Genomic DNA, 24,754 nt, shown 5'->3' with positions numbered 1-24,754 from the left:
GACCCACCGCACTTCGCCTGCTTGGGGGTCCTCTCGGTGTCTGATTTCGACACAGTGCTCGTGGTCGACTTCGGTGCGCAGTACGCACAGCTCATCGCCAGGCGGGTGCGCGAGTGCCACGTCTACTCGGAGATCGTCCCCTCGACGATGAGCGTCGAGGAGATGCTGGCCAAGAAGCCCAAGGCGATCATCCTGTCCGGCGGCCCCTCCTCGGTGTACGCCGAAGGCGCCCCCGCGGTGCCCGAGGGGCTGTTCGACACGGGCGTGCCCACCTTCGGCATCTGCTACGGCTTCCAGGCCATGGCCCAGGCGCTGGGCGGCGAGGTCGCCCGCACCGGCCGGGCCGAGTACGGCGGCACCCAGCTGGAGGTCGTCCGCGAGGGCGTGCTGTTCGCCGGGCTGCCCACCAGGCAGAAGGTGTGGATGTCCCACGGCGACAGCGTCTCGGCCGCGCCGATCGGCTTCACCGTGACCGCCTCCACCGCCGAGACCCCCGTCGCCGCCTTCGAGCACCCCGAGATGGGCCTGTACGGCGTGCAGTTCCACCCCGAGGTGCTCCACTCCGACCACGGCCAGGCGGTCCTCAAGCACTTCCTCGACGCCGCCGGGTGCCGTCCGACCTGGACGATGCTCAACATCGTCGAAGACTCCGTCGAGGCCGTGCGCCGCCAGATCGGGCCCGAGGGGCGGGCGATCTGCGCGCTGTCCGGCGGCGTCGACTCGGCGGTGGCCGCCGCGATCGTGCAGCGCGCCATCGGCGACCGGCTGACGTGCGTCTTCGTCGACCACGGCCTGCTGCGCAAGGGCGAGGCCGAGCAGGTCGAGCGCGACTTCGTCGCCGCCACGGGCGTCAAACTGCGGGTCGTCGAGGCCGCCGACCGCTTCCTCAAGGCCCTCGACGGCGTCACCGACCCGGAGGAGAAGCGCAAGATCATCGGCCGGGAGTTCATCCGGGTCTTCGAGGACGAGCAGCGCGCCATCATGGCCGACGGCCCGGTGGAGTTCCTGGTCCAGGGCACGCTCTACCCCGACGTGGTGGAGTCCGGCGGCGGCACCGGCACGGCCAACATCAAGTCCCACCACAACGTCGGCGGCCTGCCGGAGGACCTGCGGTTCACGCTGGTCGAGCCGCTCCGGACCCTCTTCAAGGACGAGGTACGGCGCGCGGGCGAGGAGCTGGGCCTGCCCTCGGCCATGGTCTGGCGCCAGCCGTTCCCCGGCCCGGGCCTGGCCATCCGCATCGTCGGCGCGGTCACCCGCGAACGGCTCGACACCCTGCGGGAGGCCGACGCGATCGCCCGCGAGGAGCTGTCACGCGCCGGCCTCGACCGGGAGATCTGGCAGTGCCCGGTGGTGCTGCTGGCCGACGTGCGCTCGGTGGGCGTGCAGGGCGACGGGCGCACCTACGGGCATCCGGTGGTGCTGCGGCCGGTGACGTCGGAGGACGCGATGACGGCCGACTGGGCTCGCGTTCCGTACGACGTGTTGTCGCGCATCTCGACGCGCATCACGAACGAGGTGCCGGAGGTCAACCGGGTGGTGCTGGATGTCACCAGCAAGCCGCCGGGCACCATCGAATGGGAGTGATCCGACGCTACGTTGCGGAATAATGACGTTCCGTGACTTCGCGACCCCCCCACGCGCTTCGGCTACATCGACGAGTCGATTCACGTCCGGCATGGGCTCTACCTCATAGCTGTCGTGTCCGCTGAGCCGGCTTTGGAGCACTGTGTGCGGCGAGAGGTCTCCTCGTGCATACCCGCGCCTCGGCGCCCGCACTGGCACTCGGAGGATGCGGCGACTCGCGACGCCCTCGGTAGGGTGCTCGCCGACATGCCGATCGCGGCGCGAATCTACGGCTGTCGCTTTGAGTCGAGCAGACGGCAGGAGGCCGCACGGGCACGGGCGCTGAGCTGGGCCGCCTGCGAGCTGCCCGACGACACCCGCCACCTGGTGTTGGACCGTCGCCAGGAGCAGCAGAACCTGAAGGACAGGCGCGTGCTCGGCGGGCTGGCCGGGAGGCCGGCGAGGTTCACCTTCGAGCATGCCTCAGCCGACGCGCAGCCCTTGCTGTGGCTGCCGGACATCGTGGTCGGCGCCGCTGCGGCGCACCTGGTCTACGGAGACGACCGGCATCTCAAGACGCTGGAGAAGGTGGTCGAGGTGTGCCTCTGCGAGGATGCCGCCGTCTGACAACGCGAAGACCGGGTGCCCGTCATGCGGCGGGAAGCCCGGCCCCACTTCGCAGCCCTAGTGGGCTACGCGCTCTCCATGATAGTCGCCTCACTGCCTGGGTCAACTCGATTACGGTGAGCGATGCTTCGCCCCAATCGCCACAAGCTCACCACCAGCAACGGCAGCATCAGCATGCCGACGTAGATCGGCGACGCCATGTAGCGGAAGTCCTGCGCCGCGCTGTTGACCAGCACGCTGATCTGCTGACCCGCCACGACGGCCGCCGCGGCCAGCATGGCGCGGTCCCGGCGGGCCAGGGCCGCCAGCCCCAGTGCCGCGTAGGTCACGTAACACCACAGGGCGCCTCGCCACAGCAGCCAGTCCAGCGAGTACGTCCACACCACCCATGCGTCCGCCACGCCGTACAGCCAGGGCCACAGCGGCCGCAGGGTGAAGACCTCGGCCCGGCCGGGGAAGTCGGCGATCTTGCCGGGGCCGACATAGCTGTCGGCGGTGGGGCGGCGCGAGAAGTGGTAGGTCAGCCCGCTGGGCCCCTGGTCGGTGTAGGCCGAGATGCGCCACGCGATGGCCCCGCGGCAGAGCCGGGCGGAGATCAGCTCGCCGGGATGCGTGCGCAGCAGCCGCAGCCAGATGCCCATGAGCTCGCCCGAGAGCCGGTCCGAGGCCGTCCGGTCGAAGTCGGCGCGCCAGATCGTCTCGTTGACCGTGCCGCACTCCCCGGCCTTCCACCACCGGCTGAGCGGCGCCACCTGGGTCAGGACGGCCAGGTCGCGCTGGTCGAACCACAGCGGGTGGCGGCGGTAGACGTACCCGAGGTCGGCGAACGCGGTCTGGTAGGTGGTGGTCGGCGCGGGCGGCTGGATGCCGGCCTTCGGCAGCACCACGGCCGTCAGCAGGATCGGCAGCGCGGTGGCCGCCGCTCCGACGGCCGCCAGCCGTACCCGCCGCCCCCTGACCACGATCAGCAGCAACACCAGCGCGACCCCGGCCACCATGAAGCCGTTGGGCCGGAACAGGCCCACGCCCAGCAGCAGCGCGCCCAGGGCCAGGACGGTCCTGCCGGTCATGGGACGGCACGCGACCGCGCAGGCGGTCATGACGCACAGCGTGAACGGCACGTCCTTCCACAACGTGACCGTGAAGGCCCCCACGGGAGGCAGCAGGGGCAGCAGCACGGCCAGCGCGAGCGTGGCGCGCGGGGGAGCGCCGACGCGGCGCAGCGACACGGCCAGGAACACCAGCGCCGCCGCCATGGCCGTGGTCTGCAGCAACGTCACGGCCGCCAGGTCGCCGGTCACGGTGAAGCTGAGCCACAGCAGCGCGTCGTAGACCCACGAGTGGTCGCTGACCCACGGCCCGGCGACCGTGTGGCTGAGGTACAGCACCGAGTCGCGGCTGAACAGGCCGGGGTGGTAGGCGGCCCACCAGGCCAGCAGGATGGCCTGGATCGCCCCGAAGGCCGCCAGAGTCGCCTTCCTCATCGGCGCCCGGTTACGGGTAGGACTGGCCCGGCTCCAGCTTCCCCTTGCCCGCCAGTGTGGACACCGTCACCAGGTGGAAGCCGCGCTTGCGCAGCTCCTTGATCAGCCCCGGCACGGCCTTGACCGTCTGCGGGACGGTGTCGTGCATGAGGATCACGTCGTCGCGGCCGGACAGCTTCAGCACCGTCTTCTTGATCTTCTCGGTGTCGCGCAGGCTCCAGTCGAGCGTGGTGTCGGTCCACGTCACCTGCGCCAGGCCCGCCTCCCCGGCCAGTGCCAGGATCCGGTCGTCGGTCTTGCCGTACGGCGGGCGGAAGATCTTGGGCGCCGCGCCGGTGGCCTCCTCGATGGCCTGCTGCGCGGCCCGCAGCTCGTTGCTGACCTGGTAGTCGGCCAGCGCGGTCAGCTCCAGGTGGGAGTAGGTGTGATTGCCCAGCTCGTGGCCCTCGCGCAGGGCCCGCCTGGCGAGCTCCGGCCGCTGCTCGACCTGCTTGCCGACGAGGAAGAAGGTCGCCTTGACCTTGGCCTTGGCGAGCGTGTCGAGCAGCTCGGCCGTCTGCCGGCCCGGCCCGTCGTCGAAGGTCAGCGCCAGGCACTTGACCTTCGCGCAGTCGATCTTCGCGGGAGCGGCCGCCTGGAGGGGGGAGGCCGCGAGGAGGAGCGCCATCAAGCCGTGTGCAATCACGGCCATATTGTTTCAATGTTTGCGAGCGCGTAGGAACAAGGTCACTCCGGGCAGGGCGCGGACCGGCAGGCGGCGCTCGACGGCCACGACGGCCGACAGGGCCGAGTTGACCACGCGCGGCAGCCGGTCCAGGTCGCTGCCGGCGGACCGCCGCCTGCGCAGGGCGACGACGGGCCGCAGCAGCACGTTCCAGCTCCAGACCCGCTCCACCGTCAGGCCCGTCTTGGCGATCGTCTGGACCAGGCCGTCACGGCTGTAGCGGCGGACGTGGCCGACCGCCTCGTCGTGGGCCGACCACAGCGCCATGTCGCACGGCACGGCCACCAGCGCCCGCCCGCCGGGCCTGAGCACCCTGGCCAGCTCCTCGGCGACGAGGTGGTCCTCCTCGATGTGCTCCAGCACGTCGAAGGCCGTCACCAGGTCGACGCGGCCGTCGGGGAAGGGCAGCTCGCGGGCGTCGGCCCGGACGGCGGGCAGGCCGCGGTCGCGCGCCACCCGGACGGCCGCCTCGGAGTGGTCGACCGCGGTCGCGCGCCAGCCGTGCCGGAGCAGCACCCGGGTGTTGCCCCCGCCCGCCGCGCCGACGTCGACGGCCCGGCCGGGCGGAAGGCCCCTCAGCTCGCGGGCGAGGATGGCACGCCGCTCGCGGTACCACCAGTGGTCGTCCTCGAGCTGGACAAGACGGTGAATCTCCGATGACTCCATGCGGGGCGCTTCCTCACGATCGGCTGGGCAACCGTATCCTTCCAGGTTCCGGGACGCGGCCGGGAACGAACCCTCCGTTTTCGGCAAAGGCTTGGTTTTCCGCCGGCGGGGCCGACAGACTGCTGTGCTGCCGCACGAGGAGGAGGTTTCGCGATGGCGGAAACGATGGCGGAAACGATGGCGGAAACGCAGTTCTCAGCGCAGATCGCAGTGCAGTTCTCAGCGCAGGTCGCAGTGCAGGTCGCAGCGTCGGCGGTCGTCGGGGAGGGCACCACGGCCTGGGAGCTCTCACAAATCCGGGAAAATGTCGAAATAGGGAAAGGCTGTGTCATCGGACGGGGGGCCTATATCGGCCCCGGGGTAAAAATCGGCAACAACGTAAAAATCCAGAATTATGCGCTGGTCTACGAACCGGCCAGGCTCGCCGACGGCGTCTTCGTCGGGCCGGCCGTCGTGCTGACCAACGACCACCACCCCCGCGCCGTCCAGCCCGACGGCACCCGCAAGCAGGCCGCCGACTGGACGCCGGTGGGCGTGGTGGCCGAGGAGGGCGCCTCGATCGGCGCCCGCGCCGTCTGCGTCGCGCCCGTGGTCCTGGGCCGCTGGTCCATGGTCGCCGCCGGCGCGGTGGTCACCCGCGACGTGCCCGCGTTCGCCCTCGTCGCCGGCGTGCCCGCGCGGCGGGTCGGCTGGGTGGGACGCGCGGGCGTACGGCTGAGCGAGAAGAGCCCCGGCGTGTGGGAGTGCCCCAAGACCGGCGAGCTCTACCGCGAGATCCGGCCGGGCGAGCTCGCCGAACACGACCTACACGACCTACACGACCTACAGGCCTGAGCCGATCACGACCCGCTCGACGCCCTCCCAGCGGGCCGGGTCGGTGACGCGCCGCCCGTCCACGAGCGCGCGCACGCCGGGCAGGTCCGCCGCGCCCAGCGTCTGGTACTCGGGGTGGTCCGCCTGCACGACCGCCGCCGCGACCGGCTCGCCGCGGTGCGGCGGCAGCCCGAGCGCCGCCAGCTCCTCGGCGCTGTAGAGGGGATCGGAGACGTACGGCTCGGCCCCCCGCGCCCGCAGCTCCTCCACCAGCGGGAAGACCCCCGAGAACGCGGTCTCCCGCACCCCGCCGCGGTAGGCGGCCCCCAGCACCAGCACGCCCGCGCCCGCCAGGCTCCCGAAGACGGAGGCCAGCAGGTCGACGGCGTAGCCCGGCATGGCCTCGTTGGCCTCGCGGGCGGCGCGGACCACGGTGGCCGCGGGGTCGTTCCACAGGTACAGGCGCGGGTAGACCGGGATGCAGTGCCCGCCGACCGCGATGCCCGGCTGGTGGATGTGGCTGTACGGCTGGCTGTTGCACGCCTCGATGACCCTCGCGACGTCCACGCCGAGAGCGTGGGCGTGCCGGGCGAACTGGTTGGCCAGCCCGATGTTGACATCCCGGTAGGTGGTCTCGGCCAGCTTGGCCAGCTCGGCCGCCTCCGCCGAGCCCATGTCCCACACGCCGTTGGGCCTGGGCAGGTCCTCGCGCGGGTCGAAGTCCAGCACCGACTCGTAGAAGGCGACCGCCCGCCTGGTGGACCACTCGTCGACGCCGCCGACGAGCTTGGGGTAGCGGCGCAGGTCGGCGAAGACCCGCCCGGTCAGCACCCGCTCGGGGCTGAAGGCCAGGTGGAAGTGCCGCCCGGTCGTCAGGCCCGAGCCCTCTTCCAGCATGGGCGCCCAGCGGTGCCTGGTGGTGCCGACGGGCAGGGTCGTCTCGTAGCAGACCAGCGCGCCGGGCCGCAGCCCTGCGGCGACGGCGCGGGTCGCGGCGTCCAGCGAGCCGAAGTCGGGCCGCCCATCGGCGTCCACGTACAGCGGGACGACCAGCACCACGACCTCGGAGGCGGCCACCGCCGCCGTGGTGTCGGCCGTGGCGGTCAGCAGCCCGGCCTCCACGACGCTCTTGAGCACCACGTCCAGGTCGCGCTCGCCCGGGAACGGCTCGATGCCCTGGTTCACCAGGCCCACGACACGAGGGTCGATGTCCGTGCCGACGACGCGGTGGCCCTTGGAGGCGAACTGCGCGGCCAGGGGAAGACCGATCTTGCCCAGGCCGACCACACAGATTGTCATGGATGTTCCTTCAGGTCGTTCCGTTGGGGGAGGCGGCGAGGCGGCCGAGATCCGCCTCGCCGCACGCCGGCCGCTCCGCCGCCGCGGGCAGCAGGCGCCGGTAGAGCCGGTCGAGCTTGGCGGCCTGCGCCTCCCACGTCCATTCGTCGAGCAGGCCGGGAGCGTCGTAGGCGGCCCGGTACCGCCGCGGGTCGGACAGCACCGCGAGCACGGCCCGGACGAAGCCCTCCAGGTCGCCCACGGGGAAGACCTCGCCGTGGCCGACGCGCCGCACGGTCTCGGCCATCGTCTTCACGTCGCTGACGACCAGCGGCAGCCGGGCGTGCGCGTACTCGAAGAACTTGGTGATCAGCGCGATCTCGTGGTTCTGCCAGCGGTGGATCGGGATCACGCCGGCGTCGGCCCCCGACAGGAAGGCGACGACCTCGTCGTATGCCACGTACGGCAGGACGTGCAGCCGCCCGGCCACGCCGAGCTCCTCGGCACGCCTTTCCAGCCCCACGACGTACGCGGCGGCCGGGCGCGGCACGACGAGGGCCGCGTGGACGTCCGGCAGGTACGGCAGGGCCTCGACCATGATGTCCAGCCCCCGCTGGGGCGCCGCCGCCCCGCTGTAGACGATCAGCGGCGTCCCGGCGTCGACGCCGCACATCTCGCGCAGGCCGGGACCGGTGCGCGCGGTCGGCGTCTCGGGGGCGTTGAGCACCACGGCCGGCCGCTCCCTCAGCCCGTGGCGCCGCACCAGCAGGTCGGCGAGCGTCTCGGAGACCGTCACGACGGCGTCCGCGCAGGCGGCGAACTCGCGTTCGTGCGCGCACTGGGCCGGGTGCCAGCGGGGGCTGTCGTTCCACGGCTTGATGCCGGGCAGGTACTCGTGGACGTCCCACACCAGCTTGACGTCGCGCGCCTTGGCCTGGGCCCGGAGCTTGGCCCGCGCCCCGACTCCGATCATCCGGAAGTCGTGCGCGTGGATGAGGTCGGGCCGGAGCCTGTCGACGACCGGGCCGAAGGCCACCTCGTAGGCCGACAGCTGGGGATCCAGCCGCCGCCAGCAGCGCTCGCCCATCGCCCGCCGCCAGAACGACAGCGCCATGCGGTCCAGCGGCCGGTTCAGCCGCTTGCGCGCCGCCATCAGCGACGCCGTCTGGCTCAGCCGTACCGACACCCAGCGTCGGAAGGCGGCGAAGGCGGTGCGGGCGGCCAGGAGCCGGCCCTGCCGGATCAGCAGCGAGGCGGCCGAGGCGCCCCGCCGGCGTTCCAGCCGCAGCAGCGCCCGCCGGTTGCGCAGCTCGGCACGCCAGGCCTTGAGCTGCTGGCGCCGGTAGCCGGCTATGGGGCCGGGGCGGTAGGCGAGCGGGCGGCGCAGCGGCGCCCACCGGACCTGGTGGGCGCTGACGGCGGTGGGCACCGGCAGCAGGCGCACCCGCGCGTCGCCCAGCCGCCAGGAGCGCCTCCTGCGGTCCGGCGAGCGGCCCAGCAGGATCACCTCCCAGCCGGCCTCGGCCGCCGACCGCGCCGCCTTCTGCACCCGCGAGTCGCCCTCGACGCGGTTGTCGACCAGCATCACCACGCGCCGGTGGGTGGGCTTACGCAACGCTGAGCACCTCTCTCGCGTGGTCGATCGTCATGGCCCGGCCGGTCGCGGCCGACTCCAGGACCGCGGCCGACACCTCGACGGTCCGCACGCCCTGGCGCAGGGTGACGATCTCGCTGGGTTTGCCGAGCAGCGCGTCGCGGAAGTGCTCGTGCTCCACGAGCAGGGGTTCCCGCTTGGCGATGGCGTAGCGGACCATGTCACCCTCCGAGACGCCGCGGAAGGTCCGCAGCGCCTCCCACTCGGTGTCGGCGGCGCCGTTGGCGTAGAAGGTGAGGTCCGCGGTGAGGGTGTCGGCCACGAAGCAGCCGCGCTCGCCGGTGACGATCGTGGAGCGCTCCTTCAGCGGGCTGAGCCAGTTCACCAGGTGGCTGCACATGGTGCCGTCCGACAGGCGGCCGATCACCGCCACCATGTCCTCGTGCGGCCGCCCGCTCTTGGACACCGTATGGGCCGACACGGAGGAGTACTCCCGTCCGGTCACCCAGCTGGTCAGGTCGATGTCGTGGGTGGCCAGGTCCTTGACCACGCCGACGTCGGCGATGCGGTGCGGGAAGGGGCCCTGGCGGCGGGTGGAGACCTGGAACACCTCGCCCAGTTCGCCCAGTGCCAGCCGCGCCCGCAGGTTCTGCAGCGCCGGGTTGTAGCGCTCGATGTGCCCGACCCCGGCCACCAGGTCGCCGGCCGCGAAGGCGGCGACCAGCCGGTGCGCCGCCTCCACCGAGTGCGCCAGCGGCTTCTCGATCAGCGCCGAGACGCCGCGCCTGGCCAGCTCCAGGCCGACCTCCTCGTGCAGCGCCGTGGGGCAGGCGACGACGGCGTAGTCCAGGCCGAGGGCCAGCAGCGCCTCCAGGTCGGGCACCACCGGCGCGCCGTGGACCACGCGCCCCCGGTCGACCGCCGGGTCGGCGATGCCGACGAGCGTGACGCCCTGCAGGTTCTCCAGGACGCGGGCGTGGTTGCGGCCCATCGCGCCCAGGCCGATCAGGCCCGCTCGCAGCTGTCTCACGGCGAGGTCACCGCCTCGGCGACGCGGGCGATCTCGGTGTCGGTCAGCGACGGGTGGACGGGCAGGGACAGCACCTCGGCCGCGGCCCTGTCGGTGTGCGGCAGGTCCCAGGAGCCGCGGTTGAGGTAGGGGCGCAGGCGGTGGATCGGCGTGGGGTAGTAGACGGCGCTGCCGACGCCCCGCCCCGCCAGCCGCGTCTGGAGACTGTCCCTGCCTTCCGGCACGCGGATCGTGTACTGGTGGTAGACGTGCTGGGCGCCGTCGGCGACCCGGGGCGTGCTCACGCCGGTCAGCAGCGAGTCGAGCGTCTTGGCGTTGCGGCGGCGCTGCTCGGTCCATTCCGGCAGCCGCCTGAGCTGCTCGCGTGCGATGGCCGCCGACACGTCGGTCATCCGCATGTTCGCGCCGACGATCTCGTTGGCGTAGCGCTGTTCCATTCCCTGGTTGCGCAGCAGCCGGAGCGTCCTGGCCAGGGCCGGATCGGCGGTGCTGACCATGCCGCCCTCCAGGGCGTGCATGTTCTTGGTGGGGTAGAAGCTGAAGCAGCCCGCCACGCCGAACGTGCCGGCCTGCCGCCCGTGCAGGCTCGCCCCGTGGGCCTGGCAGGCGTCCTCGACGACGGCCAGGCCGTGCCGCTCGGCCAGCGCGCACAGGCGGTCCATGGCGGCGGGGTGACCGTACAGGTGGACGGGCATGATCGCGGCGGTGCGGGGGCCGATCGCGGCGGCCACGGCGTCGGGGTCCAGACAGAAGGAGACGGGGTCGATGTCGGCGAAGACCGGCTCGGCGCCGACCAGCCGCACGGCGTTGGCGGTGGCGGCGAAGGAGAAGGACGGCACGATGACCTCATCCAGCGGCCCGATGCCCAGCGCCAGCAGCGTGAGCTGCAGCGCGGAGGTCCCCGAGTTGACGGCCACGCAGTGCCGGCCGCCCACCCAGGCGGAGAACTCCTCCTCGAAGGCCGCGACCTCCGGACCCTGCACGACCTGGCCGCTTCGCAATACGCGGACCGCGGCTGCGATCTCGGCGTCACCGATGACCGGTTTGGCCAGCGGTATCATCTGGTCCATCAACTGACTCCCTCGCCTCCTGTTCAGCGTTCGGTCCATTACGGACTGTAGACGGCCGTCACTGAACGCAGCCGAGCCATTCGCGGGGGCTTGGGGGAACGTTTACCTCGCTCCGCTTCGCCCCATCAGCCGCCCCAGCACCCCGGCCCGCGGCTTCGGATCGCGCGCCACCGTGAGCATCAGGTGGCCGCGGCTGTTGGCCTTGGTACGCATCAGCCACTTGCGCAGGCCCCGCCGTACCCGGAGGCGCGGCAAGAGGTCCACGGCCGGCACGCCGAAGTCGTACGGCACGCCGGCGATCTCGGTGGACAGGCGCACGGCGTACCGGCCGGGGCGGAACGGCAGCGGCAGCTCGAAGCGGAAGGCCGAGGCCGGCTGGCTGTCCGGCCGCCCGGTGACAGGCTTGTTCTCGTCCGACAACGGGGCCAGCCGGACCGACACGGTGGCCTCGCCCCTCAGGCCGGTCTCGCCGGCCAGCTCCAGGACCTGCCCGCGCCACCGCATTGACGTGACGCGCAGCCCGTCCGCGATCCTCCTGGTCAGGTCGCCGCTCAGCAGCGTGCAGTCGCCCGGGAGATACTCGTGCCCGGGCAGGCATGTGTACGGCAGGCCGTCCCGGACCAGGACGGGCGGCGGCTCGGTCGCCTTGAGCGCCTGGCACAGGGTGTCGATCTCACCGCGCGCGGCCAGCGTGAGCCGGTAGCGATGCAGCCGCGTGAGCTGGGCCCGCAGGTTGTCGGTCAGGTACGCCTCCGCCAGCCGGGCGATCGTCCGGCACACCTGCTCCTGCGTCAGCCGGTCGTAGCCGAGGAAGTTGTCGGGGCGCAGGTGCCTGGCCAGTTCCCAGCTGAAGTGCCTGCGCAGCACCAGGTCCCGGTCCTGCCCGGGCGGGATCAGCCCGGCCGCGAACTCGAAGATGTGCTCGGTGGCGCGCAACTGCTCCAGCGGCGTGGCGCTCTTGGTGATGTTGCTGCCGTCGTCGCGCCCCACCGCGTAATAGAAGGTGTAGTCCGCCAGCACCGACACGCGGCGGGCGTGGAACAGCGCGGCCATGGTGAACGGCTGGTCGCTGTAGAGCGGCATGTGCTCGGGGAAGCGCAGCCGGTGCGCGTCGATGAGCTCGCGCCGGAACAGCTTCGCGTTCGACAGCGCCAGCGGCATCGGCCACTCGAACAGATGCGTGTCGGTACGGCTGGCCGCATAGATCTGCTGGGGGATGTGCCGCCCGTTGACCCCGATCATCTTGCCGAGCACCACGTCGGAGCCGTAGGCGTCGGCCGCGGCCACCAGCCGCTCCAACGCCTCGTCGGCCAGGTGGTCGTCGGCGCCCACGAAGTAGACGTAGCGGCCGGTGGCCAGCTCGAGCCCGAGGTTGGAGGGCGCCGCGGGCCCGCCGGAGTTGGCCTGGTGGACCACGCGGACCGCGCCGGGGTGGCGCTCGGCGAATCGGTCGAGCTCCTCGGCGCTGCCGTCGGTCGAGCCGTCGTCGACCGCGACGATCTCCATGCGGCCCGCCCCGATGCTCTGCCCGGCCAGCGAGGACAGGCATTCACGCAGGTACGGCATCGTGTTGTACACGGCGACGATGACGCTCACATCGGGACGGGCCAGGCCCATGCGCGGACTCCTTCACTGTCGATCTGCGCTTGTCCGTCACGGACTGTAGAGGAGGCTCGCCGTCCGTAGCCGAAGCCTTCAGCGTCGCTTGGGGCAACGTTTGCCAGCCGCAGGACTTCCGCGAATGGTCAAGAAGAGGCATGGACATCTCCTGTTAGTTCCAGAGAGTGCCCACGCAACCTCGCTCCGTCGCCATGCTGGATCCCCATGGGGACCTATTCGCTCGCCGACGTGCAAGCCACACGGAAGCGGCAGGACGCCTGGTGGACCGTGTACATGGTCGACCCGATCGCGTGCCGCCTGGCACTGGTCGCGGCCAACCGCACCCGGCTCACGCCGAACGCCATCACGGCGGCGTCGATGGTCCTCGGCCTGCTGGCGGCCGTCTGCTTCGCCGCAGGCCAGCTGGCTGCCGGGGCGATCGTGTTCTATTTCAGCTTCCTGGTCGACTGCGTGGACGGGAAGATCGCCCGCCTGAAGGGGACCGGGACGCCGTTCGGCGTCTGGCTCGACTTCATCGGCGACCGGGTCAGGGAGATGTGCTGCGCCGCGGGCCTGGCCTACGGGCAGTACGCCGCCACGGGGAACGACGGCTACATCCTGCTCGGCACCGCGATAGCCGTTCTGGACCTGTTCCGCTACGTCAACGCGCCGCAGGTGGCGCGGGTACGGGAGCAGGTGCGCGAGCGGGGCGGGCGGCGGCTCCGGCGCTCCAGGAGCCGGTGGGAGCGGCGGCTGCGGCGGCGGCGGGTGCGCAGCAGGCTGTTCAGCGGCATCGAGTTCCACGCCGCCGTCTTCGTCGTGGCGCCGCTGCTGGGAGCGTGGGCGCTCGCGCCGGCCACGGTGGCCGCCGCCGTGCTGCTGCTGGGCTACGAGGCGCGTCTCGTCTACCGGATGTGGCTCTTCACCAGGCAGGTCGCTCTACGTGTGTGAATCAACGGGGGTCAATCACATGTCCGACAGGCCAGTGTTCGTCGTCGGCTGTCCGCGCTCGGGCACGACGATGCTGCAGCTGATGTTGCACGCGCATCCGCGGATGGCCGTGCCGCCGGAGACGCGGTTCGTCGAGTACGCCTATTACCGTCGCCGCAACCTGGGGGACATGCGCGACCCCGCCAACCGGCGCGCTCTCGCCAAGCGCATCACCGTCGGCAAGGGCACCAGGTTCCACGACCTCGGCATCGACGCCGATGAGTACATCAGGCGCGCCGTGACCGGCCCCGGCTCGCTCGGCTCGGTCATCGGCCTGGCCTTCCAGATGTACGCCGAGCGGTTCGGCAAGGACCGATGGGGCGACAAGCGGCCCAGCTACGTGCGCAAGGTACACCTGCTCAGACGCCTGTTCCCCGACGCCCAGTTCGTCCACCTCATCAGGGACGGCCGCGACTGCGTCGCGAGCCTGAAGGAGATGCCCTGGTACCGCCTCGACTCCTTCCACGCCGCCTCGGCCTGGGCCGAGGCGATGGACGCGGGCAAGCGGCTGCGGCGCAGCCTGCCCGAGGACAGCTACTACGAGCTGCGCTACGAGGACCTGACCGGCGATCCGGCGCTGGAGCTGAAGAAGCTGTGCCACTTCCTGGGCGAGGAGTTCGACCCGGCCATGTGCAAGCCGTACACCGTGGCCGGCGTCGCGGTGCCCACGCACAAGACCTGGCACAGCAACACCCACAGTGAGGTCACCCGCGCCCGCGTCGGCAGCTGGGCGACGCGGCTGGAGGACTGGGAGATCGCACTGTGCGAGGGGGTGCTGGGCGAGTTGCTCAGGGAGCAGGGCTACGAGCTGTCCGGCGCGCCCAGGCCCGCCAAGGAGCACGTGGAGGCCTTCCGCCAGACGCTGAGCAAGCGCAGGAAGCACCGGCTGCGCAAAAGGCTCAAGGACCGGTGGGACCAGCTGCGCGAGCCGGGTCCGGTGGCCTGCCTGCTGACCAGCGGGCAGCACGAGCTTGCGCGGGTGAGCTGAATGGCCGGCCGCTACACGCTCGCCGACGTCCTGGCCACGCGCAAGAGCAGGGACTCCTGGTGGACGGTCTACCTGGTGGACCCGCTGGCCTGCCCGGTGGCGCTGGTCGTGGCCAACCACACCCGCTGGACGCCCAACGGCCTGACGGCCGGCTCCCTGGTCCTCGGCATGGCCTCCGCGGTGTGCTTCGGTCTGGACCAGCTGGTGGCCGGGGCGGCGCTGTTCTACGTGAGCTTCCTCCTCGACTGCGTGGACGGGAAAATCGCGCGGCTGAAGGGCACCGGCACGCCGTTCGGCCTGTGGCTGGACTACGTGGGCGACCGCATCCGGGTGGTGTGCTGCGCGACCGGGCTGGCTTACGGGCAGTTCACGCTCACCCACGACGTGATCTACGTCGTGCTCGGGGCGGTCGTGGCGGTGCTCGACCTGTTCCGGTACGTCAACGCGCCCCAGATGAAGCGGGTGCGCGGGGCCATCCTCGGGCCGCCCGTGCCCGGCCGTCCCGCCAGCCCGCCCGAGGGGCCGCGGTTCATGCCGGGGCTGAACGGCTTCCTGGCCCGCCACCGCGTGCGCGCCCACCTGATCAGCGGCATCGAGTTCCACGCCGCCGTCTTCGTGGTCGCGCCGCTGACGGGGGTGCTGCTGCCCATCGCGGCCGTGGCCAGCGTCCTGCTGCTCGCCAACGAGGTCTTCATCGTGTACCGGATGTGGCTCTTCACCCGCCGTGTCCCGGCGGTTCCCCAGGAGAGCCGCCAACATGCGCTAATCGGGGGTTAGTACCAGATGTCCGATCGACCTATCTTCGTCGTCGGGTGCCCGCGCAGCGGCACCACGATGCTCCAGCTGATGCTCCATTCGCACCCGCGGGTCGCGGTGGCGCCGGAGACCCGGTTCGTCCTGCCCGCCTACCAGAAGCGGCGCGCCTTCGGCGACATGCGCCGGCCCGAGCGCAGGCGCGCGCTGGCCGAGTGGATCGCCACCGACCGCAGCGCCAAGTTCAAGGAGCTCGGCATCGGCAAGGACTCCTTCATCCGGCAGGCCGAGGCGGCGCCCGGGTCCCTGGGCTCGGTGCTGGGCACGGCGTTCGAGATGTACGCCGAGCGGTTCGGCAAGGCCCGCTGGGGCGACAAGCGGCCCAGCTACGTCAAGCACGTCGACACCCTCCGGCGGCTGTTCCCCGACGCCCAGTTCGTGCACCTGATCAGGGACGGGCGCGACTGCGTGGCGAGCCTGAAGGAGATGCCGTGGTTCACGCACAGCAGCTACCACGCGATCTCCACGTGGGCCGAGGCGATCGACTACGGGCGCAGGCTGCGCCGTACCCTGCCCGCCGACACCTACTACGAGCTGCGCTACGAGGACCTGACGGCCGACCCGGCGGGGGAGATGCGCAAGCTGTGCGCCTTCCTGGGGGAGGAGTTCGACCCGTCGGTGGTCTCGCCCAAGGAGGCGGCCGACGAGGTCGTGCCGCTGCACAAGGTGTGGCACGGCAACACCCACAGCGAGGTCACCCGGGCGCGGGTGGGCAGCTGGGCGACGCGGCTGGAGGACTGGGAGATCGCCCTGTGCGAGGAGGAGCTGGGGGAGCGGCTGCAGGCCAACGGCTATGAGCTGTCCGGCGCGCCCAAGCCGGCCAAGGAGCAGCTCGCCCGGCTGCACAAGGTGATGCAGAAGCGGCACCGGTCCAGGACGCGCAAGGCGATGCTGGACCGGCTGGCCCGCCTGCGCGAGCCCGGCCCCGTGGCGGCGATGCTCACCGGCGGGCAGCGGGCGCTGGCCGGGTTCCCGCAGCAGCGCAGCGGGGTCGCGCCGGCCGCCCAGCGCGCGCTCTGACCGGGGCGGCGGGCCTCGGCGTCTCCCTCAGCGCTCGGCGCGCCCTCAGCGTCCTCAGGGACCTCCGCGTCTTCAGGGACCTCCGCGTCTTCAGGGACCTCCGCGTCTTCAGGGTCCTCAGCGCTCGATGTGCGCGAACAGCTCCTCCCAGCGGTCCAGGATCCGCTCCAGCCGGAAGTCCGCGGCCCGCTCCCGGGCGGCGGCGCCCAGGCGGCGCCGTTCCTCGTGCTCCCGCATGAGCAGACGGAGACGGTCGGCGAAGGCCGCCACGTCGCCGGGAGGGACGAGCACCGGCCCGGCCGAGCGGACCCCGCCGGAGACGTCGAAGGCCACCGACGGCACGCCGTGCGCGGCGGCCTCCAGCAGCACCAGCCCCAGTCCCTCGTGGTCGCTGGTCAGCCCGAGGAGGGCGGCCTGGCGGTACTCGGCCGTCATCTGCGAGACCGGCACGCGCCCACGGAACCGCACGCGGTCGGCCACCCCCTCCCGCTCGGCGTGGGCGCGCAGCCAGCCGGCCTCCGGCCCGTCGCCGATCAGGTGCAGCTCCCACGGCGGCTCCGAGGCCATGGCGAAGGCGCTGATGAGCCGGTCGAACCGCTTGACGCCCTCCAGGCGGCCCACGCCGAGCACCCGGGGGGTCTCCAGCGTCGAGGTCTCCTCCGGCCACATGGTGAGCGGGTTCGGCAGCGCCCAGGCGTTGGGCAGCAGCGCCTGCTCGGAGAACCGCCAGGCGTCCTCCTCGCTGAGGAAGACGGCCTGGTCCAGCGCGCCGTAGTTGCGGCGGATCGAGGCCAGGTGCCAGGAGCCGCGCGCGTGCTCGAAGGAGCCGTGGTACTGCCCGATCCGCCGCAGGCCGCGCCCGAGCTCCGCCATCCTGGCCACCACGCTGGGCGAGGTCATCACCAGGTAGCCGGCGTCGGGCAGCGCCCTGCGCAGCCGCCGGTCCGCGACGCGGCGGCGCTCGGCGCCCAGGGGCGCGCGGTTGATCACGTGCCTGCGGTACAGCGGCCGCTCGACGTAGCGGAACGGCTTGTCGGCCGCGTACAGCCCGATGACGTCGACCTCGTGGCCACGCTCGGCCAGCCCCTGGGCGAGGGTGTGGGTGATCTGCTGGATGCCGCCCAGCGTGTCGGCGTCCAGGCAGGCGAAGGCGATCCTCACGGCTGCCTCCCCATGGTCACGGCTGCTTCCCCAGGAAGAACGCATCCACGACTCTGCGGGAGGCGTCGCCGCGTTCCTCGGCGCACCACAGCTCGCGCCAGGCCGCGTACCTGGCCGCGTAGGAGGCGTGGACGGCGGGCAGGTCGCGCAGGCAGGCGACGAGCTCGGCGACGGTCCGCACGCAGGGGCCGGGCGCGATGGCGGGCAGGTCGTGGTAGACGCCCCGCTGGGCGCGCCGGTACTCCTCCCAGTCGTCGATGTAGAAGATCATCGGCTTGCCGGTGATGGCGTAGTCGCTGCTGACCGAGGAGTAGTCCGTCAGCAGGGCGTCCGACAGCAGCATCAGGTCGTTGATCTCCGGGTAGGACCCGGCGGGCGTGACGAAGTGCCGCACGTGCTCGGGCACGCGGTAGCGGTCGGCCGGGTGGGTGCGCAGGATGAGCGCCCACTCCCCGGCCACCTCCTCGGCGAGCGCCTCCAGGTCGACCCGCACCGACTGGCCGGTGTACATGGCCGCGTCCCGGTAGGTGGGCGCGTACAGGAGGATCTTGCGGCCTTCGGGGATCTCCAGCCGCTCGCGCAGCCCCTCGGGCGCGACGCCCCGGACCAGCGCGTCGCAGCGCGGCGTGCCGTACCGCAGGACGGGGCCGGTGTAGCGGTTGGCCGGGAGGAAGACGCGCTCGAACTCCGCGCCGGGCGAGACGAGCGCGTCCCACCGCGCGACCGCCCGCTCCCACCGCTCGCGCGGCTTGGCGAAGTCCGCCCGCAGGTCGGGCGCGTCGAAGCCGATGGACTTGATGCCCTGCCCGTGCCAGGTCTGCAGGTAGCGGGTGCCGGGCGGCTTGGGGAAGTCCAGCGGGAGGCCGTGGCTGTCGATCCAGTAGGCGGCCCTGGCCATGGTCCAGACGTAGCGCCAGCTCATGCGCCGCACGAGCGCGGCGTCCGGAGGGAAGGCGGAGCGGCCGCGCGCCACCGACCAGACCGCGGTGACCGGCAGTCCGCGCCGCCGCACCTCCTCGTAGACGGCGCGCGGGCTGCCGGTGTACCCCTTACCGCAGTCGGCCTCGAACAGCGCGAGGTCCCTCCGGCGGGGCACTACCCGGATGAGGGCCTTGTAGACCTTGAGCTTGACCTCGGGCGTGCTCACCCTGCGCAGCGCCTTCCTGGTCAGCCTGCGCCTGAGCGCGCGCAGCCGGGAGCGCGGCGCCCGCAGGCGCAGGTAGCCCCCGTATCCCTCCGCACTCGCCGTGTAGCCGGAGGCCACGAGGGGCTCCATGGCGGGGTCGACGATGAGCCGGTCCCGGGTGACGCGGCCGTCGGACAGGCGGACGAAGGCGAGGTAGGCGGCGCCTCCGGAGGCGGGGGTGAAGGAGACCTTGCCGACCAGGGTTCCCTCGCCGGTACGGCGGGGCCGCAGCGGCACGCGGGTGCGGCCGATCTCCAGGTAGGCCTTCCACTCCAGCGGCAGCGCGCCGAACGGGTCGTAGGTGCGCACGGTCACGGTGAGGCGGCGGCCGTCGGAGTCGAGCTCGGCGACCTCGTGGCGCAGGCGCGAGGCCGAGAACGGCAGCTCGGCCAGCCGCAGGCGGGTGATGTCCATGCCCGGGCTGACCGTGGTGCCCCAGTACGTGCGGCCGTCCCGCTGGGTGGCGACGCGCGGCGGCGGTTTGGGCCCGGTGAGGGCCTGGCAGGCCACCCGCAGGTCGTCGACCCGGTCCTCCAGGATGAGCTGGACGCAGACCCTCGGCATGGGATCGGAGCGTTCCACGACCTCCTCGGGGATCTCCGCCAGGTACGGCCGGACCACGGCGGCGAACTCCTTGACCCACACGCGGTCGCGCATCGGCAGCGGGTTGAGGTAGACGCGCAGGTCCTGGCGGAGGAAGCGGTGCTGGCGGGCCGGCACGAGGTCGGCCATGCCACGCCGGCGCAGGACCTCGTCGCTGCGCCTGGCGGCCTCGACGCGGTGCCGTACGTTGGCCATCTCCCGGATGTTGGAGGAGATCGAGGCGCGGTGCTCCGCGCGGTGCCAGTGGTAGACCACCCACGGCACGATCGCGAAGCGGCGGGCGCAGGCGTACAGCTCGGCGGAGAAGACGTGGTCCTCGTAGTGGATGTCCTCGGGGAAGCGCAGGCCGTGGGAGCGCAGGAAGCCGGTGCGGTAGAGCTTGTTGGTGGAGAAGCCGTCGAGGAACAGCTGGGGCTCCTGCCGGATGCCCTCGACCGTGCGGCGCCTGGCGAACAGCGAGGGGTAATAGTGTGCGAGGCGGCCGCCGGGTTCGATGTAGCGGGCGATCTGGCCGGAGACGAAGTCCGCGCCGGTCCGCTCGATCTCGGTCAGCAGGCTCTTGCAGGCGTGCCTGGGCAGCTCGTCGTCGCTGTCGAGGAACATGACGTACGGCGAGAGCGCCGCGTCGACGCCGTCGTTGCGCGGCGCCCCGCATCCTCCGCTGTTGGCCGGCCGCCGCAGGTAGCGGACGCGGCCGTCGGCCCGCATGAGCTCCTGGGCGACCTGGGCGGTCCCGTCGGTGCTGGCGTCGTCGACGATGACGACTTCGAGGTCGCGCAGCGACTGGTCCAGGACGGAACGCACGGCCCTGGGCAGGCGGGCCGCGTCGTTGTAGGTGATGACGACGACGGTGCAGTCCGGCATGCCGTCCCCCCGTGTCTCATGGCCGCTTGGGATGAGGCATTCCCGCCTACTTAGGCGAAGTGTCCGGACTTGCCGGTGTTTTTACCGGATTACACGCCTGATCAGCCAAATGATGACCAGGAGAACGGCCAGCGCGCCGACCACGGGCGCCACCCGCTTCAGCAACGGCGCTCCGGCGATCTCCAACAGGTCCAGCGCCTCCTCATCGGCGGTCCGCGAGGTGCGCAGCGGGGTGGCGGGCCGGTCCTCCTGGGGCTCGGGGACCGCGACCAGGCGCCGTTCCCCCTCCTCCGGCGCCTCCTCGCGCCGCACGGCCTCCTCGGTCTTCCCGGCCTCCTCGGCCCGCTCCTCGCCGTGGCCGGTCAGCATGTCCGCCAGGTTCTCCGCGAACCGGTCGAGCAGCCTGCCGCCCACCTCCTGCATGACGCCCCGGCCGAACTGAGCGGGCCGCCCGGTGACGTTGAAGGTCGTCTCCACCTTGACCGCGGTGCGGTCGCCGGCCGGCGTCAGCCGCGCGTCCACCGTCGCGTCCGCGGTGCCCGAGCCCCTCGCCTCGCGCCCGCCCGCCTTCAGCCGCAGGCTGTAGGAGTCCTTGTCGATCTCCTCGAACCTGGCCGAGCCGCGATAGGTCACCGTGATCGGCCCGACCTTCACCTTCATCCTGCCGGTGAACTCCTCGCCCTCGACCGTGTCGAGGGTCGCGCCCGGCAGGCACGGCGCCACCCGCTCCACGTCGAGCAGCACCGCCCAGGCCTGCTCGATGGGGACGGGAACCGAGAACTCGTGCTCGAACCGCATCGCCATGGGGACCGCTTCCCTCCTCGTGACACGTGGGATCGGACAAACCGGGAGAGCCGGGGGCACGGCGCCGCGCCCCCGGCCTTCCCGGATCAGTGGGCTCCGGCCGCGGCGAGCACCGCCCGCCGGGTGAGCACCTGAGCCAGGTGCCTGCGGTAGTCGGCCTGGCCGTGCAGGTCGGACGGCGGCGAGGTGCCCTCGGCCGCCTGCTCGCACGCCTGCCGTACCGCGTCGCCGAGTTCGGCGCCGGCCAGCGCCGCCTCGGTCGCGCTCGCGCGCAGCGGCGTCGGCCCCATGTTCGTCAGGCCGATCCTCGCCTCGGCGACGGCCCCGTCGGAGCGCCGTACGGCTGCCGCCACCCCCACGATCGCCCAGGCCTGGGCGGTGCGGTGGAACTTCTCGTAGTGGTAGCCCCATCCCTCGCCCAGCTTCGGAATGCGCACGCCGGTGAGGATCTCGTCCGGCTCCATCGCGGACTCCAGGTAGTCCACGAAGAACTCGGCCGCCGGGATCTCCCGCCTGGTGGTGACCATGACGCCGTCCAGCGCCAGGATCACGGCCGGCAGGTCGCCGGCGGGGTCGGCGTGGGCGAGCGAGCCGCCGAAGGTGCCGCGGTGCCGTACCGCGGGGTCGGCCACCGTGGCGGCGCCCATCGCCACCAGCGGGCACTCGGCGGCCAGCACCGGGTCCCGCATGACCTCGTCGTGGGTGGTCAGCGCGCCGATGAACACGTGGTCGCCCCGGTCCTGCACGCCGCGCAGCTCGGGCAGGCGGCCGATGTCCACCAGCGTGGAGGGGTAGGCCAGGCGCAGGCGCAGCAGCGGCAGCAGCGACTGCCCGCCCGCGATGACCTTGGCGTCCTCGTCGGCGGCCAGCGCCTGGGTGGCCTCCTCCAGCGAGGAGGCGCGCACGTAGTCGAACTGTGCCGGGATCATGCCTGTGCCCTTTCCCTGAGCGCCCGCCAGATCCGTTCCGGCGTGCAGGGCATCTGGATGTCGTGCACGCCGTGCGGGCGCAGCGCGTCCACGATGGCGTTGACGACGGCCGGGGTGGAGGCGATCGTGCCCGCCTCGCCCACGCCCTTGACTCCCAGCGGGTTGCTCGTAGCGGGCGTCTCCGTCCGGTCGGTGACGAAGTCCGGCAGGTCGGCCGCCGACGGCAGCAGGTAGTCGGCCATCGTCGAGGTGAGCAGGTTGCCCTCCGCGTCGTAGACGGCCTCCTCGTACAACGCCTGGGCGATGCCCTGCGCGATGCCGCCGTGCACCTGGCCCTCGACGATCAGCGGGTTGACGACCCGGCCGACGTCGTCGACCGCCACGTACGAGCGGATCTTCACGTGGCCGGTCTCGGTGTCCACCTCGACCGCGCACAGGTGGGTGCCGTGCGGGAAGGAGAAGTTCTCCGGGTCCAGCGTGGCGTCGGCGTCGAGCCTGGGCTCCATGCCCTCGGGCAGGTCGTGGGCGGCGAAGGCGGCCAGCGCCAGCTCCTGGATCGTCTTCTGGGCGCCCGTCCCCTTGACGCGGAAGACGCCCTGGCTGAACTCCACGTCCTCCGGCGAGCACTCCAGCGTGTGCGCGGCGATCTTCCTGGCCTTCTCCTTGACCTTCTCGCAGGCCGACAGGACGGCCATGCCGCCGACGACCAGCGAGCGCGAGCCGTAGGTGTCCATGCCCCGGTGCGAGATCGCGGTGTCGCCGTGCAGCACCGAGACGTCCTCGAACGGCACGCCGAGCGCGTCGGCGACGAGCTGGCTCCAGGCGGTCTCGTGGCCCTGGCCGTGCGCCGAGCTGCCGGTGACCACCTCGACCTTGCCGGTCGGCAGCACGCGCACCGAGCCGTGCTCCCAGCCGCCCGCGCCGTAGCTCAGGCTGCCCAGCACCCGGCTGGGCGCCAGGCCGCACATCTCGGTGTAGGTGGACACGCCGATGCCCAGCTGGACGGGGTCGCGGCGGTCCCGCCGGTCGGCCTGCTCGGCCCGCAGCTTGTCGTAGCCGAACAGCGCCAGGGCCTTGTCGGTCGCGGCCTCGTAGTTGCCGGAGTCGTAGGTGAGCCCGGCGATCGTGGTGTACGGGAACTCCTCGTGCTTGATCCAGTTGCGCCGCCGTACCTCGACGGGGTCCATGTTGAGCTCCGCGGCCAGCTCGTCCATGGCCCGCTCGATGGCGTAGGTGGCCTCGGGACGGCCCGCGCCGCGGTAGGCGTCGGTCGGCATCTTGGTGGTGAACACGCCCGTGCACGTGAAGTCGTAGGCGTCCATCTTGTAGATGCCGTTGTACATGAACGCGCCCAGCAGCGGGATGCCCGGCGTGACCAGCATCAGGTAGGCGCCCATGTCGACCAGCAGCTCCACCCGCACGCCGCGGATGCGCCCGTCGGACTCGGCCGCGATCGTGATGTGCTGGATCTGGTCGCGGCCGTGGTGCACGGTGAGGTTGCCCTCGCTGCGCGACTCGGTCCACTTGACCGGCTTGCCCAGGCGCTTGGTGAGCAGCAGGCAGACGACCTCCTCGGCGGTGACCTGGAGCTTGGAGCCGAAGCCGCCGCCCACGTCGGGCGCGATGACGCGCAGCTTGTGCTCCGGGATGCCCGTCGTCAGCGCGAGCATGACGCGCAGGATGTGCGGGATCTGCGTCGCGCTCCACATCGTGAAGGTCTCGCCGTCGGTGGTCGCCACCACGGCCCGCGGCTCCATGGCCGACGGGATGAGCCGTTGCTGGATGTAGGTGCGGTCGATGCGCACCGGCGCGTCGCGCAGCGCCGCCTCCATGTCGCCCTGCGCGAACTTCCAGGTGTAGGCCTTGTTGCCGGTCTCGTGGACCTTCGGCGCGCCCTCGGCCAGCGCGTCGTTCATGTCCAGGACGGGCGGCAGGGGCTCGTAGTCGACCTCGATGGCCTCCAGCGCGTCGGCCGCGCGGTAGCGGTCCGTGGCGACCACGCACGCCACCGCCTCGCCGACGTAGCGGACCTCGGAGACGGCCATCGGCGGGTGCTCGGGGATCGCGATGTCCTCGGTCACCGGCCAGGCGCACGGCAGCGAGCCCTGCTCGGAGGCGAGGTCCTGGCCGCTGAAGGCGGCCACGACGCCCGGCAGCTCCCGCGCGGCGGACACGTCCACGCGGGTGATGCGGGCGTGCGCCATCGGGCTGCGCAGAAACTGCACGTACAGCATGCCAGGCAGCTGGATGTTGTCGGTCCACTGCGTCCGCCCGGTGAGCAGGCGCGCGTCCTCCTTGCGGCGGCGTCTCCTGCCGACCTCCCCGTTCGGCGAGGGCTCGGAGACCTGGTCGCTCTCGGCGATCCGCTGGGCGACCATGCCGGCGTCGAGTTCCTCCGTCACGGCGTCCTCACCTCCTGACCGGCCTCCTGGGCCTGGCCCATCTCCTGGGCGCCCCGCCGTACCGCTCTGACGATGTTGCAGTATCCGGTGCACCGGCAGAGGTTGCCCTCCAGCCCGTGCCTGATCTCCTCCTCCGACGGATCGGGGTTCTCCCTCAACAGGTCGAGGGCGGCCATGACCATGCCGGGCGTGCAGTAGCCGCATTGCAGCGCGTGCTCTTCGTGGAAGGCCCGCTGCAAGGGATGCATCTGGCCGTTGCCTGGAGCCAGGCCCTCGATGGTGACGACGTCGCAGCCGTCGGCCTGGACGGCCAGGACCGAGCAGCTCTTGACGCTCTTGCCGTCGAGCAGGACCGTGCAGGCGCCGCAGTTGCTGGTGTCGCAACCGATGGGAGTGCCGGTCTTGCCCAGGCGGTCGCGTAGGAAGTGCACGAGGAGGAGGCGTGGCTCCACGTCCTCCTCGTACCTGATGCCGTCGACGGTGACGGTGATCCGGGGCATTCGTCCTCCCTTGCAGGGATAAGGCGGACAAATGCCAAGCTAC

Annotated in this window: 21 protein-coding genes; 7 read left to right on the top strand and 14 right to left on the bottom strand. The window is 71.9% G+C overall.

Features of this window, described 5'->3' with window-relative positions:
* Nucleotides 1-36: 36 nt before the first annotated feature.
* Both guaA and BSB02_RS23010 read left to right on the top strand, forming a co-directional pair.
* Nucleotides 37-1,587: a glutamine-hydrolyzing GMP synthase gene (gene guaA, locus BSB02_RS23015; protein WP_420855880.1), complete on the top strand. Its 1,551-nt coding sequence runs from the start codon at nucleotides 37-39 to the stop codon at nucleotides 1,585-1,587.
* 246 nt (nucleotides 1,588-1,833) lie between these two features.
* Nucleotides 1,834-2,193 (top strand): hypothetical protein, encoded by a 360-nt coding sequence (locus BSB02_RS23010; RefSeq protein ID WP_206184841.1) that lies wholly within the window; start codon nucleotides 1,834-1,836, stop codon nucleotides 2,191-2,193.
* 65 nt (nucleotides 2,194-2,258) lie between these two features.
* Here the strand turns inward: BSB02_RS23010 and BSB02_RS23005 are convergent, their stop codons facing one another.
* Genes BSB02_RS23005 through BSB02_RS22995 form a run of 3 tightly spaced genes read right to left on the bottom strand, consistent with a single transcriptional unit; the run spans nucleotide 2,259 to nucleotide 5,067 of the window.
* A complete protein-coding gene (locus BSB02_RS23005; protein ID WP_084961706.1) occupies nucleotides 2,259-3,677 on the bottom strand; it encodes a hypothetical protein in 1,419 nt (472 codons plus the stop codon).
* 10 nt (nucleotides 3,678-3,687) lie between these two features.
* A complete protein-coding gene (locus tag BSB02_RS23000) occupies nucleotides 3,688-4,362 on the bottom strand; it encodes a polysaccharide deacetylase family protein (protein WP_158088706.1) in 675 nt (224 codons plus the stop codon).
* Nucleotides 4,363-4,374: 12 nt separating this feature from the next.
* Nucleotides 4,375-5,067 (bottom strand): class I SAM-dependent methyltransferase, encoded by a 693-nt coding sequence (locus tag BSB02_RS22995; protein ID WP_084961702.1) that lies wholly within the window; start codon nucleotides 5,065-5,067, stop codon nucleotides 4,375-4,377.
* A gap of 153 nt (nucleotides 5,068-5,220) precedes the next feature.
* On the opposite strand from BSB02_RS22995, the gene BSB02_RS22990 reads away from it, so the two are divergent.
* Nucleotides 5,221-5,901, top strand: coding sequence for an acyltransferase (locus tag BSB02_RS22990; RefSeq protein WP_240506600.1), 681 nt, complete (start codon nucleotides 5,221-5,223; stop codon nucleotides 5,899-5,901).
* On the opposite strand, the gene BSB02_RS22985 is transcribed toward BSB02_RS22990, so the two are convergent.
* The 5 genes from BSB02_RS22985 to BSB02_RS22965 all read right to left on the bottom strand — a co-directional run bounded on the left by BSB02_RS22985 (nucleotide 5,890) and on the right by BSB02_RS22965 (nucleotide 12,469).
* A complete protein-coding gene (locus BSB02_RS22985; protein ID WP_084961700.1) occupies nucleotides 5,890-7,179 on the bottom strand; it encodes a nucleotide sugar dehydrogenase in 1,290 nt (429 codons plus the stop codon). The two genes, BSB02_RS22990 and BSB02_RS22985, sit on opposite strands and share 12 nt — an antisense overlap.
* Before the next feature lie 10 nt (nucleotides 7,180-7,189).
* Nucleotides 7,190-8,773, bottom strand: a complete 1,584-nt coding sequence (locus BSB02_RS22980; RefSeq protein WP_206184840.1) for a glycosyltransferase family 4 protein — start codon at nucleotides 8,771-8,773, stop codon at nucleotides 7,190-7,192.
* Nucleotides 8,766-9,782: a Gfo/Idh/MocA family protein gene (locus BSB02_RS22975; protein WP_143591033.1), complete on the bottom strand. Its 1,017-nt coding sequence runs from the start codon at nucleotides 9,780-9,782 to the stop codon at nucleotides 8,766-8,768. The genes BSB02_RS22980 and BSB02_RS22975 overlap by 8 nt, the downstream gene beginning before the upstream one ends.
* Complete coding sequence (locus BSB02_RS22970) at nucleotides 9,779-10,852, bottom strand: DegT/DnrJ/EryC1/StrS family aminotransferase (RefSeq protein ID WP_084961698.1); 1,074 nt, start codon at nucleotides 10,850-10,852, stop codon at nucleotides 9,779-9,781. Before BSB02_RS22970 ends, BSB02_RS22975 begins: the two co-directional genes overlap by 4 nt.
* A 102-nt stretch (nucleotides 10,853-10,954) precedes the next feature.
* The gene (locus tag BSB02_RS22965) at nucleotides 10,955-12,469 is read right to left on the bottom strand and encodes a glycosyltransferase family 2 protein (RefSeq protein WP_084961696.1); all 1,515 of its coding nucleotides are present in this window, start codon (nucleotides 12,467-12,469) and stop codon (nucleotides 10,955-10,957) included.
* Between the two features lie 207 nt (nucleotides 12,470-12,676).
* On the opposite strand from BSB02_RS22965, the gene BSB02_RS22960 reads away from it, so the two are divergent.
* From BSB02_RS22960 to BSB02_RS22945, 4 genes are read left to right on the top strand one after another with little or no spacing between them, the layout of a single operon-like run.
* Nucleotides 12,677-13,402, top strand: a complete 726-nt coding sequence (locus tag BSB02_RS22960) for a CDP-alcohol phosphatidyltransferase family protein (RefSeq protein WP_084961694.1) — start codon at nucleotides 12,677-12,679, stop codon at nucleotides 13,400-13,402.
* A gap of 19 nt (nucleotides 13,403-13,421) precedes the next feature.
* Complete coding sequence (locus BSB02_RS22955) at nucleotides 13,422-14,429, top strand: sulfotransferase family protein (RefSeq protein WP_084961692.1); 1,008 nt, start codon at nucleotides 13,422-13,424, stop codon at nucleotides 14,427-14,429.
* The gene (locus BSB02_RS22950; RefSeq protein ID WP_084961690.1) at nucleotides 14,430-15,206 is read left to right on the top strand and encodes a CDP-alcohol phosphatidyltransferase family protein; all 777 of its coding nucleotides are present in this window, start codon (nucleotides 14,430-14,432) and stop codon (nucleotides 15,204-15,206) included. It abuts the gene before it with no gap.
* A 6-nt stretch (nucleotides 15,207-15,212) separates the two neighbouring features.
* Nucleotides 15,213-16,262, top strand: coding sequence for a sulfotransferase family protein (locus tag BSB02_RS22945; protein WP_084961688.1), 1,050 nt, complete (start codon nucleotides 15,213-15,215; stop codon nucleotides 16,260-16,262).
* A gap of 117 nt (nucleotides 16,263-16,379) precedes the next feature.
* On the opposite strand, the gene BSB02_RS22940 is transcribed toward BSB02_RS22945, so the two are convergent.
* From BSB02_RS22940 to BSB02_RS22915, 6 genes are all read right to left on the bottom strand, one after another.
* Nucleotides 16,380-17,423: a glycosyltransferase gene (locus BSB02_RS22940; protein WP_240506599.1), complete on the bottom strand. Its 1,044-nt coding sequence runs from the start codon at nucleotides 17,421-17,423 to the stop codon at nucleotides 16,380-16,382.
* A gap of 16 nt (nucleotides 17,424-17,439) precedes the next feature.
* A complete protein-coding gene (locus BSB02_RS22935; RefSeq protein WP_084961683.1) occupies nucleotides 17,440-20,076 on the bottom strand; it encodes a CDP-glycerol:glycerophosphate glycerophosphotransferase in 2,637 nt (878 codons plus the stop codon).
* Nucleotides 20,077-20,157: 81 nt separating this feature from the next.
* Entirely contained in the window at nucleotides 20,158-20,880 is a 723-nt protein-coding gene (locus BSB02_RS22930) for an SRPBCC family protein (RefSeq protein ID WP_084961681.1), read from the bottom strand.
* 86 nt (nucleotides 20,881-20,966) lie between these two features.
* Nucleotides 20,967-21,809 carry an FAD binding domain-containing protein gene (locus tag BSB02_RS22925; protein ID WP_084961679.1) on the bottom strand — a complete coding sequence of 281 codons (843 nt, stop codon included), beginning with the start codon at nucleotides 21,807-21,809 and terminating at the stop codon, nucleotides 20,967-20,969.
* Nucleotides 21,806-24,187: a xanthine dehydrogenase family protein molybdopterin-binding subunit gene (locus tag BSB02_RS22920; protein WP_084961926.1), complete on the bottom strand. Its 2,382-nt coding sequence runs from the start codon at nucleotides 24,185-24,187 to the stop codon at nucleotides 21,806-21,808. The genes BSB02_RS22925 and BSB02_RS22920 overlap by 4 nt, the downstream gene beginning before the upstream one ends.
* A 20-nt stretch (nucleotides 24,188-24,207) precedes the next feature.
* Complete coding sequence (locus BSB02_RS22915) at nucleotides 24,208-24,711, bottom strand: (2Fe-2S)-binding protein (protein ID WP_084961677.1); 504 nt, start codon at nucleotides 24,709-24,711, stop codon at nucleotides 24,208-24,210.
* Nucleotides 24,712-24,754: the final 43 nt, after the last annotated feature.

This window comes from Thermoactinospora rubra (assembly GCF_002093975.1).
Taxonomy (GTDB): Bacteria; Actinomycetota; Actinomycetes; order Streptosporangiales; family Streptosporangiaceae; genus Nonomuraea; species Nonomuraea rubra_A.
The sequence above is the reverse complement of the archived record's forward strand: the minus strand, read 5'-3'. Positions and strand labels throughout refer to the sequence as shown.

What these genes read in the sequence shown, in the direction of transcription:
- BSB02_RS22960 (WP_084961694.1), top strand. Translation starts at nt 12,677, where the DNA reads ATGGGGACCTATTCGCTCGCCGACGTGCAAGCCACACGGAAGCGGCAG.
- BSB02_RS22925 (WP_084961679.1), bottom strand. Translation starts at nt 21,809, where the DNA reads ATGATCCCGGCACAGTTCGACTACGTGCGCGCCTCCTCGCTGGAGGAG.
- BSB02_RS23005 (WP_084961706.1), bottom strand. Translation starts at nt 3,677, where the DNA reads ATGAGGAAGGCGACTCTGGCGGCCTTCGGGGCGATCCAGGCCATCCTG.
- BSB02_RS23010 (WP_206184841.1), top strand. Translation starts at nt 1,834, where the DNA reads ATGCCGATCGCGGCGCGAATCTACGGCTGTCGCTTTGAGTCGAGCAGA.
- BSB02_RS22990 (WP_240506600.1), top strand. Translation starts at nt 5,221, where the DNA reads ATGGCGGAAACGATGGCGGAAACGATGGCGGAAACGCAGTTCTCAGCG.
- BSB02_RS22945 (WP_084961688.1), top strand. Translation starts at nt 15,213, where the DNA reads ATGTCCGATCGACCTATCTTCGTCGTCGGGTGCCCGCGCAGCGGCACC.
- BSB02_RS22915 (WP_084961677.1), bottom strand. Translation starts at nt 24,711, where the DNA reads ATGCCCCGGATCACCGTCACCGTCGACGGCATCAGGTACGAGGAGGAC.
- BSB02_RS22970 (WP_084961698.1), bottom strand. Translation starts at nt 10,852, where the DNA reads ATGGACCAGATGATACCGCTGGCCAAACCGGTCATCGGTGACGCCGAG.
- BSB02_RS22985 (WP_084961700.1), bottom strand. Translation starts at nt 7,179, where the DNA reads ATGACAATCTGTGTGGTCGGCCTGGGCAAGATCGGTCTTCCCCTGGCC.
- BSB02_RS22930 (WP_084961681.1), bottom strand. Translation starts at nt 20,880, where the DNA reads ATGGCGATGCGGTTCGAGCACGAGTTCTCGGTTCCCGTCCCCATCGAG.
- BSB02_RS22950 (WP_084961690.1), top strand. Translation starts at nt 14,430, where the DNA reads ATGGCCGGCCGCTACACGCTCGCCGACGTCCTGGCCACGCGCAAGAGC.
- BSB02_RS22935 (WP_084961683.1), bottom strand. Translation starts at nt 20,076, where the DNA reads ATGCCGGACTGCACCGTCGTCGTCATCACCTACAACGACGCGGCCCGC.
- BSB02_RS22920 (WP_084961926.1), bottom strand. Translation starts at nt 24,187, where the DNA reads ATGGTCGCCCAGCGGATCGCCGAGAGCGACCAGGTCTCCGAGCCCTCG.
- BSB02_RS22995 (WP_084961702.1), bottom strand. Translation starts at nt 5,067, where the DNA reads ATGGAGTCATCGGAGATTCACCGTCTTGTCCAGCTCGAGGACGACCAC.
- BSB02_RS22965 (WP_084961696.1), bottom strand. Translation starts at nt 12,469, where the DNA reads ATGGGCCTGGCCCGTCCCGATGTGAGCGTCATCGTCGCCGTGTACAAC.
- BSB02_RS22955 (WP_084961692.1), top strand. Translation starts at nt 13,422, where the DNA reads ATGTCCGACAGGCCAGTGTTCGTCGTCGGCTGTCCGCGCTCGGGCACG.